This window comes from Halochromatium sp. (genome assembly GCF_054919635.1).
This window is the reverse complement of the sequence record NZ_JBUDPI010000128.1, coordinates 1-9,495: the sequence shown is the minus strand read 5'-3', so window position 1 is coordinate 9,495 and position 9,495 is coordinate 1. Positions and strand designations below refer to the sequence as shown.

The 9,495-nt window shown below is 63.8% G+C and carries 9 protein-coding genes; 4 read left to right on the top strand and 5 right to left on the bottom strand.

Annotation, left to right across the window (positions count from 1 at the left end; translation table 11 throughout):
- From ACY693_RS09600 to ACY693_RS09580, 5 genes are all read right to left on the bottom strand, one after another.
- The coding region (locus ACY693_RS09600) for a Y-family DNA polymerase (RefSeq protein ID WP_462321605.1) at positions 1–194 on the bottom strand (194 nt) is incomplete at its 3' end.
- 52 nt (positions 195–246) lie between these two features.
- The gene (locus tag ACY693_RS09595) at positions 247–897 is read right to left on the bottom strand and encodes a hypothetical protein (RefSeq protein WP_462321604.1); all 651 of its coding nucleotides are present in this window, start codon (positions 895–897) and stop codon (positions 247–249) included.
- Positions 894–2,324: a 5-methylcytosine restriction system specificity protein McrC gene (locus tag ACY693_RS09590; RefSeq protein ID WP_462321603.1), complete on the bottom strand. Its 1,431-nt coding sequence runs from the start codon at positions 2,322–2,324 to the stop codon at positions 894–896. Before ACY693_RS09590 ends, ACY693_RS09595 begins: the two co-directional genes overlap by 4 nt.
- Positions 2,324–3,787: an McrB family protein gene (locus tag ACY693_RS09585; protein ID WP_462321602.1), complete on the bottom strand. Its 1,464-nt coding sequence runs from the start codon at positions 3,785–3,787 to the stop codon at positions 2,324–2,326. The genes ACY693_RS09590 and ACY693_RS09585 overlap by 1 nt, the downstream gene beginning before the upstream one ends.
- 6 nt (positions 3,788–3,793) lie before the next feature.
- On the bottom strand, positions 3,794–4,675 hold the full coding sequence (locus tag ACY693_RS09580) for a phosphoribosylaminoimidazolesuccinocarboxamide synthase (RefSeq protein WP_462321601.1): 882 nt from the start codon (positions 4,673–4,675) through the stop codon (positions 3,794–3,796).
- A 318-nt stretch (positions 4,676–4,993) separates the two neighbouring features.
- Here ACY693_RS09580 and ACY693_RS09575 point away from each other — a divergent pair, with 318 nt between their 5' ends.
- The 4 genes from ACY693_RS09575 to recG all read left to right on the top strand — a co-directional run.
- Positions 4,994–5,458, top strand: a complete 465-nt coding sequence (locus tag ACY693_RS09575) for a hypothetical protein (RefSeq protein WP_462321600.1) — start codon at positions 4,994–4,996, stop codon at positions 5,456–5,458.
- A gap of 311 nt (positions 5,459–5,769) precedes the next feature.
- Positions 5,770–6,156 carry a RidA family protein gene (locus tag ACY693_RS09570; RefSeq protein ID WP_462321599.1) on the top strand — a complete coding sequence of 129 codons (387 nt, stop codon included), beginning with the start codon at positions 5,770–5,772 and terminating at the stop codon, positions 6,154–6,156.
- A gap of 14 nt (positions 6,157–6,170) precedes the next feature.
- Positions 6,171–7,394: a lytic murein transglycosylase B gene (mltB, locus tag ACY693_RS09565; protein ID WP_462321598.1), complete on the top strand. Its 1,224-nt coding sequence runs from the start codon at positions 6,171–6,173 to the stop codon at positions 7,392–7,394.
- Positions 7,395–9,495: ATP-dependent DNA helicase RecG (recG, locus tag ACY693_RS09560; RefSeq protein ID WP_462321597.1), on the top strand; the 2,101-nt coding region annotated here is incomplete at its 3' end. It lies immediately after the preceding gene.

Here is a 9,495-nt window from a genome sequence, read left to right as displayed (position 1 = left end):
ATGGGCATCGCCGAATGCACGCCAGAGCGTCGGGCCTCGTAGGAGCATGTCGCCACCACCCCGCGACCGCCCGGTTGCGCGCCGACGACCAGCGGGCGACCGCGCCAGTCGGGATGATCGCGCTGCTCGATCGCCGCATAGAAGGCGTCGAGATCGAGGTGCATGATCAGGCGGCCGGAATGGTGCGTTGGCATTGGATCGGGGGTCTTGTCCTGCCAGGTTACTCAGGCGCTCCTTCTGGCAGGGTCAGAGACGATAGTCTGCGAGTCGATCGGTGGGGACCTCAGGGTCGGAGTAAAAGAACCGATGGTCTTTACCGATGACCGACTCGATGACGTCGAGTGGATCATCGCCTTGCTTCAACCGGCGTGAGCTTTCGTGGATCAGGTCGAAGGGGCCGGCAAAATCATCGCCTTGGCGCAGGCGGCGCGTATCGCGGATCACATGCTGCACCGCGTTGATACTTGAGTCTAAGCAGTCAATCCGTTTCTGCTTGTCGGCGATGAAGGTCGTCAAGCGTTCGATCAGGCGGGCGGAGTCCTGCCAGATCTCGTTGAGCGTGCGGATACGCTGGAGGATCAGCTCCTCCCCGAGGGTGCCGGCAACGGCGTCGGTATCGACGAGGACGCCATTGGCGAGCACCAAGAACAGGGTCCAGTCCTCGGTTGGGCTCTCGGTCTCCCGATAGACGAGTCGGGCGTCTTCATCGATGCGTAGCTGATCGAAGTACACCCGCAAGCCCGGAGCGGCGCCGCTGACAAGATCGCCGATGCGGTAGGTCTTCAATACGCAGTCGAAGCGCTTGGTCTGAACCTCGACCTCGCGGTCTCCTATCGGCACTAGCAAGCTGTCGAACATGCCCATGATGTGGTGCCCTGTGCAAAGTTTAACCGTCAACCGCCGTACTCAGAATGCCCGAGTAACTTGCGCCAGCTGCTGAGTGCACGATTGCGTTGGCTTGGCGACCGAAAGCCAAAGGGCAGCCCGGCCAGTACCAATCGAGTCCGCCGTCGTCCTGAGGCGAGTGTCGCAATGGTGGCATGCGGGCGACGCTCATCATCAAGATCACTCAGTTGAGGATAGGCCAAAACGCTATCGATCTTGTCTGTCGAGCTGAGGGCCGAGTAGGCAAGCGCTTGATGCAGATCGGCGCGATGTGCATCGCGCACCGCGTCTTTCAGGCCGTTCCAACCATAGCGGGCGAGCAGGCTGAGGTGGGCTTTGTATTTTGCATCAACCCAGATCATACGCTGCGCACCGCGTAGCCCGGTGTCTGGGATCAGTGCGCCCATTGAACTCAGACTTCCCTGCCAGTTGAGACGGTGTTGGACCTCGCTTGCGCCAACCCAGCTAAAGCCAAGCTGTGGTGCCAAGTCCCGAACAAAGGCGGCCACCCAGGCCTCCCAGACTTGGTCCGCTTCGAGATCCCATGCCAGGCCATTGAGGCTGCGGGCACCGCCCAGCCCACGTTCTTCTGCGATCCAGCCCATTGCCTGCAGGGCGTCCGCGAGCCAACCTGAGCCGGTCTGAGGCTGATTCCAGGACGAGGGCCGTTGGCTTGGGCCAGGGCCGAGATCATGATTCAGCAGACGAATGCGTTCGCTGAGGGCACGCGCAGGTGGCGAGTCCCGTTGCTGTGCCAGATCCTGCTCCAGCCGGGCAAGGGTCCAGCGGATGGCCGATAGCAGCTGCGGATCATCATCGAGGTCCGGGAAGCTGCAGGGTAGCCGGCTCCATTGGCCATTGGCGAGATGGCGCTGAGCCCACTGCGTCCACTCGATCCGGCCGCGGGGGCTGGTACGGACCTCGGTGCGCTCGACAAAGCCGCGTCGGAGATAGCGCAGCAGGGCCTCAAGGCGGTTCAGGACGGGCGCGGCCAAGAGCCAGGGTGGCACCTCGCGCGCCGAGCCTGGAACCAGTGGCGCTTGGCCGAGTCGCGGCTCAACGGCAAAGCCGGTTGCTTGCAAGACCGAGCCCAGCGCCGACCAACGAAAACGAGGCTCGACCAATAGGCCTGCTGCGACCCGACGCGTTGCTGGTGAGACCAGCGGCACTGCACCGATGTGGCTGCCGGGCTGGACGAGAAGACGCACGCCTCCACGGGTCTCGACCTCGGTGCGCAGATCGAGCCGGCGTAGCTGGACCTGATTGGCCTGCAGAAAGCCATCGATCCAGCGATCGCCGGCAGCGCCGACTGCGGCGGGCTCGATTCGAATGGGGTCGCCGTGATCGACCAGCCGAAACAGCGGTCGGGCATTCAACGGCGGTGGTTGGGTGAGTTCTCTGCGGGCCTTCGGTTTCGTGGTACCGCTTTTGACCGGCATTAGCGCAGTCCCATCAAGGTCGAGCTGATCCGGTCGGTCAAACCAGCGATGGCCTCGGTGGCGCCGCCGCAGAGTCGCTCGTTGAGGTAGTCGCGCAACAGCGGCAAGAGCTCTAGTTCTAGGCGTCGGGCGACTCTGACTGGGCGATCGGCGGGATCGAGGTCGGGCCTTGGATCGAGAAAGTAGGCATGGCCAGGCACCAGCCGCAGCGTCTCGTCGTCGGCAAACTCGGTGAAGCTGTGAACGCAGTCTGAGAACAGACGGACAGCGAAATCGACGCCCTCGGCGGCCACAACCTCCAGGTCTGGCCAGACCTCGATGAAGGCAAAGCGGCGACGGATCGCGAGATCCATGCGCGCAATGCTACGGTCGGCGGTGTTGCGAGTGCCAAGCACCAAGAGGTTGGGCGAGAGTTCCAGTTCGGGCGGGTGACCGGCGGGGATCTGCGGCAGGCGCGCTCGCCGTGGTGCCTCCCCGACCTCGAAAAGCATCACGGCCTCGCCGAGCACCCGGCCGAGGTCGGCGCGATTGATCTCGTCGATCAGCAGGACATGAGGACCCTCGGCTGCAGCCTGGTTCGCGCGCAGCAGGTCGCCGGCCCGTACCTCGAAGGCCAGTCCATTGGAGGCCGGGCGTGGGAAGAGGCCGACGACGAAATCTTCATAGGTGCGTGCTGGGTGAAACTGGACCTGGGTCACACCGCCAATCTGATCCGCTAAGCGGATGGCCCAGCGTGTCTTGCCGGTACCGGGCGGACCTTCGAGGATCAGAAAGCGAAGCTCGTTCAATAAGCTGAGGACGCGCGTTTCATCGAAGCGGGGGAAGATGGCGCTGGCAATGTCCTGCTGCCGCTTTTCCCAGCGTGCTCGGGCCTTGCCTGTCAGTGGTGTGCCGTGTTCAGCGAAGAAGAGGTCGAGCAGGTCCTCGACGGCGTTGGCGTCTGCATCGGTCTGTACCGGGATTGCGGCATAGATGACCTGGCCGTAGGTCTTGAGCGCAGGCTCAGCGGCTGGCCAGTTGGCGCTGAGGGTCTCAGGGACACGGCTGTTGAGGTCGAGGAGATCGGGTTTGACCCAGAGCCGGCCCTGATGCAGCGTTCGGAGCGCGCGCAGCCGTCGCCCATGCCCTGGTCTGCCGAGAATATGGCTGTCAGAACCAAAGCCATCGGTCCCGATGACAAGCACCGCGATGCTGCCGTCGACACCAGGAAACCAGACGAAGGAGGTGCCTTGGTAGGCCCCTGATGTGGGGTTATCGGCCGTGATCCAGCCGGCGTAGGAGGCGGCCTCTTCCTTTTTCTGCAGGTTGGCGCGGAGTTGGTAGCGATCTCGGTAATGGGCCGCGCCGTGGTAACGCTCGGTATAGACCGCCGCCATCAGTTCGCGCGCCTGGTTCGGGTCGCCCATGCCCGACCAGTTTCGTCCAGCACGCATGGCGTCGATGAGTTGTTGGAAGGCGGTCATGCGATCTCAACCCAGCAGGCGCCGCTCCGCCTCCGCATACTTGGCAGCGGTTTGCGCAATGATGGCCTCGGGCAGCATCGGCCCGGGCGGGCTCTTGTCCCAGTCTAGGGTTTCGAGATAATCGCGCACGAACTGCTTGTCGAAGCTCGGTGGGCTGCTACCGGGCTGGTATTGATCGACTGGCCAGAAGCGAGAGGAATCGGGGGTCAGCACCTCGTCGATCAGATGCAGACGACCCTCGGCGTCGAGGCCGAACTCAAACTTGGTATCGGCGATGATGATGCCGCGCTCGAGTGCGTAGGCGGCGCTGTCCTGATAGATGCGGAGGCTGATCGCGCGCACCTGCTCGGCAAGCTCGGCGCCGATGCGCTCGGCGGTGCCGTCGAAGTCGATGTTCTCGTCATGGTCACCGATCGCGGCCTTGGTCGAGGGCGTGAAGATCGGCTCCGGTAGACGATCGGCTTGGCGTAGCCCGTCTGGCAGCTTGATACCGCTGACCGCGCCGCTGGCCTGATAGTCCTTCCAGCCCGAGCCGATCAGATAGCCGCGGGCGATGGCCTCGATGGGCAGCGGACTCAGCTTGCGTACGACCATGGCGCGATCGCCGAGCGCTCGACGCCGCTCGGGATCGGTGACGAAGGTCTCGACTGGCAAATCGCTGAGCTGGTTGGGGATGATCCCCGCGGTGCGCTCGAGCCAGAAGCGGCTGACCCGCGTGAGCACCTCACCTTTGCCTGGGATCGGCTGGGGTAGCACTACATCGAAGGCGGAGAGCCGGTCGCTGGTGACGATGAGCAGATGCTCATCGCCTGCGGCGTAGATATCGCGGACCTTGCCGCGGCTGAGCAACGGCAGCTCGCTGAGCTCGGATTGGTAGAGGCTGGTCATGGGCGTTGTCGCTCGATCGGTTGAGCCGAGACTATACCAGCCTGCCCTTGGTCGGAACGATGGCTGGCGCGAAGCGAAACGCTTGCGACTCCAGAGAGAGTGTTCCGCCAGCACGCATCCAGACTGCGAATGTCCTTGTTCTCAGTATCCGGACGTATCTTGGTGTCCGGGTCACAGAAGTCAGGGCAATCAGGTTCGTGCGAATAGCATGGCCGGGCCGGCGATGGATCAGCGTTCGCTTTTCGAGTCCTATCTTGTTCCAAACTCAGTGACCTTGGGTTAGCCTTCGGCCGCATGAGCAAGCACTCGAATAGCGCCATGCAGCCGACAGCGGAGACCAATCCTTTTCTGCGCGCCTTTCGCGGGAGCTTCACTTCGGCCTTGCGCTGGGCCGATCTGGACGCGCTTTGGATGCGGCTGCGTGCCGATGCCAAAGGCGGTTGGTATCTGTACGCCATCGGCGAGCCGCCGCCTGAGGTTCCTGCCGATCAGGCGACGGTGGAGTGCTTCATCGATGAGATCGATGCCCTGCTGCGGCGCGAGCATGACGAGCGCCTGTGCGGGATCGTCTATGCCGATGATCTGCGGCTGCCGAGCCTCGTTAAGATCTACGACCCCAACAATCTCGGCGTGGTCTGCGGCTCGAGCAGCAATCCGCCATTGCCGGGCTGGGTGATGACCAAGCTAGCTCCGGTTGATCTGCCGTCGACTCAGCTGGTGCCGAAGGGTCGCCGACGCTGGTGGCAGGCACTTTTTGGCGCTGGTCGCCAATCACCGAGCTGAGCTGAGGTTGAGCCGAGTTGAGGCTGAGCCGATGCCAGGTCAATGCTCAGGCTTGCCCACTGCACCGATTCCGGAAGCAGGCATTGACTCGAGCCGCTGATGATCCAGCTGTACCGAAGTCGATTGTTATCGAGATCAAGGCACACAAACCCTTACGATGCCTGCACTCAGGAGAACCCTGCGCTCAGGATGGTTGATACAAGCTGTCGCTCGCCTTCGGTCTCGGTTCGCTATACTCCTGTCCTGATTGATCACCGGCTTGTTCCTCGGCGAAATCGTTGCGGCTTGACTGACGAGATGAGGAGGCTCCGATGGCGAAACAGATCATCCATACCAAACAGGCGCCGGCCGCGATCGGCCCTTACTCCCAAGCGGTGCGCGTGGGCGATACCGTCTACCTATCAGGCCAGATCCCGCTAGTCCCTGGGACGGGTGAGCTGGTGACGGGTGATATCCAGACCCAGACGCGTCAGGTATTCAGCAACCTGGCGGCAGTTGCCGAGGCCGCTGGCGGCGATCTTGGCGATCTGGTCAAGCTGAACATCTTCCTCACCGATCTGGCGCACTTCCCGCTGGTGAATGAGGTGATGGCCGAGACCTTTGCCGAGCCCTATCCGGCGCGCGCGGCGATCGGCGTCGCGGCATTGCCTAAGGGCGCCGAGATCGAGATGGATGCGATCATGGTCTTGAGCGACTGACCCGGAGAATCCCGATGCGACCACGGCTGCTGCTCATCCCGCTCTGCGCTGCCTTCGCCCTCGGTGGGTGTGGCTCCAATCCAACCAAGGGGGCGGATCGCTCGATGGCGAAGGAGACCTCGGCCGAGCTCAAGCGCAGCAACTCCCAGCCGACCCCGTTCGCCGGGGTGCACCAGGCCTCGTTCAGCTCAGACACCGATCTCGATGCCTCGAGCAGGCAGAGTGCACGCAGAGTCTCCACCGGCGACTACGCCGGGCGCGCCGATGTCGAGCGTTTCATCACGCAGATGGAGGCCAAGGGGCTGGATCGGGTCGAGCTTGTGCGCACCTTCGAGCGGGCCAAGCGTGATCCTTGGATCATCCAGTATATGGACAAACAGTGGCGCCCGGCCTCGGGGCCGACTGGGGCCTGGACCCGCTACCGCGGTCGCCATATCACGCCGGCGATGCTCGATAAGGGGAGCGCCTTTTGGACGCGACATGCCAGAACGCTGGATCAGGCCTCGCGCAAGTACGGGGTGCCGCCTGAGTACATCGTCGCCATCATCGGCATCGAGACGCGCTGGGGCGGCTTCATGGGCACGCATCGGATCATTGATGCGCTGGCAACCCTGGCCTTCGATTATCCGCGTCGAGCCGATTACTTCCGTGATGAGTTGGCCCAATACCTATTGATGGCCGAGGATCAGGGCTTCGATCCGCTGCAGCCGGAGGGCTCCTTCGCAGGCGCGATGGGCCTTGGGCAGTTCATGCCCTCGAGCTGGCATGACTATGCGGTCGATTTCGACGGCGATGGTCGCCGCAACCTCTGGGACCCCGAGGACGCGATCGGCAGCGTCGCCCACTACTTCAATGCCCATGGCTGGAAGCCCGGTGCTGCTGTCGTTGCGCGGGCGAGCGGGGGCGCTGGGCTGCCTTGGTCGACGGATACCGGCTTCAAGACCAACTACTCGGTGGCGACGCTAAGGGCAAAAGGGATTCAGCCTGCGGTGGCGCTTCCGGATCAACGCCAGGTGAGCCTGCTGCGTCTGGATGCGGCTGGTGGCCTCGAGTACTGGGTAGGCTTCGAGAATTTCTACGTCATCACCCGATACAACAACAGCACCTACTACGCCATGACCGTGCATCAGCTGGCCCAGACCTTACGGGCGAGGCGGGGTCTCAAGCAGCCAACCTTGCGCATGACCGACCAGCCCGACCAGCCTCAATCAGCCATCCCTGCTGCCGTCGCAGGCTGAATGGGGGAACCGATTTCGGTCTTGGATCAGATTCCGGTTGAGCAGCTGAAGGGTGTCGGGCCGCGTCTCTCGGAACGGCTCCGGCGACTCGGTATCCTGACGCTGCAAGATCTGCTCTTCCACCTGCCGCTGCGCTATCAGGACCGCACCCGATTGCGGCCGCTGGCCGACCTGGTCGTCAATGAGGAAGTGCTGGTCGAGGGTGAGATCGTCGATGCCCAAATCGCTCAGGGCCGACGGCGCTCGCTGAAGATCCGCATCGACGACGGCCGTGGTGCCCTGTTGCTGCGCTTCTTCAATTTCACGCGCGCCCAGGTTGAGGCGATGCGACCAGGTCAGCGGATACGTTGCTTCGGCGAGGTACGCCAAGGGCCGCAGATGCTCGAGATGGTGCATCCGGAGCTGCAGGCGCTGGAAGGCATTGCTGAGCGAGGGAATGGCCCGGCGAGCTGTCCGGCGGTTGGCCAACAGGCGGCTGTGCCTATCACTTCGGAGTCCGGCGGACGCCTGACCCCGATCTACCCGGCGACCGAGGGCCTGCAGCAGGCCAGTCTGCGCGCGCTGACTGATCAGGCCCTAGACCGGTTGCGGCGCGATCCGAGCGCGCTCAAGGACTGGATTCCCGACACCCTGATCGCGTCGTTACAGCTACCCGCGCTGGCCGATGCCTTGTTCCTGCTCCACCGACCGCCGGCTGATGCCGGCGCTGAGCTGACCAGCGCGTTGCTCGAGCGCAGCCATCCCGCCTTCCTGCGTCTCGCCTTCGACGAGATGCTGGCCCATCAGTTGGCGTTGCGCCGCCTGCGCCGGGCGCGCAGTGCGCAGCGTGCCCCGGTCCTGACAGGGGATAAGGCGCTACGGCAGCGGTTGCGGGCACAGTTGCCGTTTGCGCTCACCGGCGCTCAGCAGCGGGTGCTCGATGAGATCGCGGCGGACATGGAGCAACCGCGGCCGATGATGCGGCTGCTGCTTGGCGATGTCGGCTCCGGTAAGACCGTGGTCGCAGCGATGGCTGCGCTGCAGGTGATCGAGGCGGGGCACCAGGTCGCCCTGATGGCGCCGACCGAGCTGCTCTCTGAGCAGCATTTGCAGAGCCTGCGGCAATGGCTGGAGCCTTTGGAGGTTGAGCTGGCCTGGCTTTCCGGGCGGCACTCAGGCAGTGAGCGGACGGCGATCCTGGAGCGCATCGCGCAGGGACAGGCACGGGTCGTGATCGGCACCCATGCGCTGTTTCAGGCCGATGTGCGCTTTGCAGAGCTCGGCCTGGTGATCATTGATGAACAGCACCGCTTTGGTGTGCATCAGCGTCTCAGTCTGCGCGAGAAGGGTGAGCGCAATGGTCGCATCCCACACCAACTGATCATGACCGCGACCCCGATTCCGCGCTCCCTCGCGATGTCGGTCTATGGCGACCTGGACCTGTCTGAGCTCGATGAGCTACCGCCCGGACGGAGACCGATTACAACGGTTGCCGTCCCGGATAGCCGGCGCGATGAGGTGATCGATCGTGTGCAGGCCGGCTGCAACGCGGGTCGCCAGGTCTACTGGGTTTGCACCCTGGTCGAGGAGTCCGATGCGCTTCAGGCGCAGGCCGCCGAGGACACCGCCGCCGATCTGCGCGAGCGCCTCCCTGGGCTGCGTCTTGGACTGGTACATGGTCGCATCAAGGCGCAGGAGCGGGCGCCTGTGATGGCGGCATTCAAGGCCGGTGAGCTGGACCTGCTGGTCGCGACCACCGTTGTTGAGGTCGGGGTGGATGTGCCCAACGCGAGCTTGATGATCATCGAGAATCCCGAGCGCTTGGGTCTGGCGCAGCTGCATCAGCTGCGCGGCCGTGTGGGCCGCGGCACCATCGATAGTGTCTGCCTGCTCATGTATCATCCGCCGCTGACACGCGCGGCGCGCGAGCGGCTGGACATCCTGCGCCGCGAGACCAGTGGCTTTCGCATCGCTGAGGCCGATCTGCGCATGCGCGGCGCTGGGGAGGTATTGGGCACGCGTCAGGCTGGCGCGATTCAATTCCGACTGGCCGATCCGATGCGTGATAGCGCGCTCGCGCTCGCGGCTCGGCGAGCGGCCGATCAACTGCTCAAGGATTGGC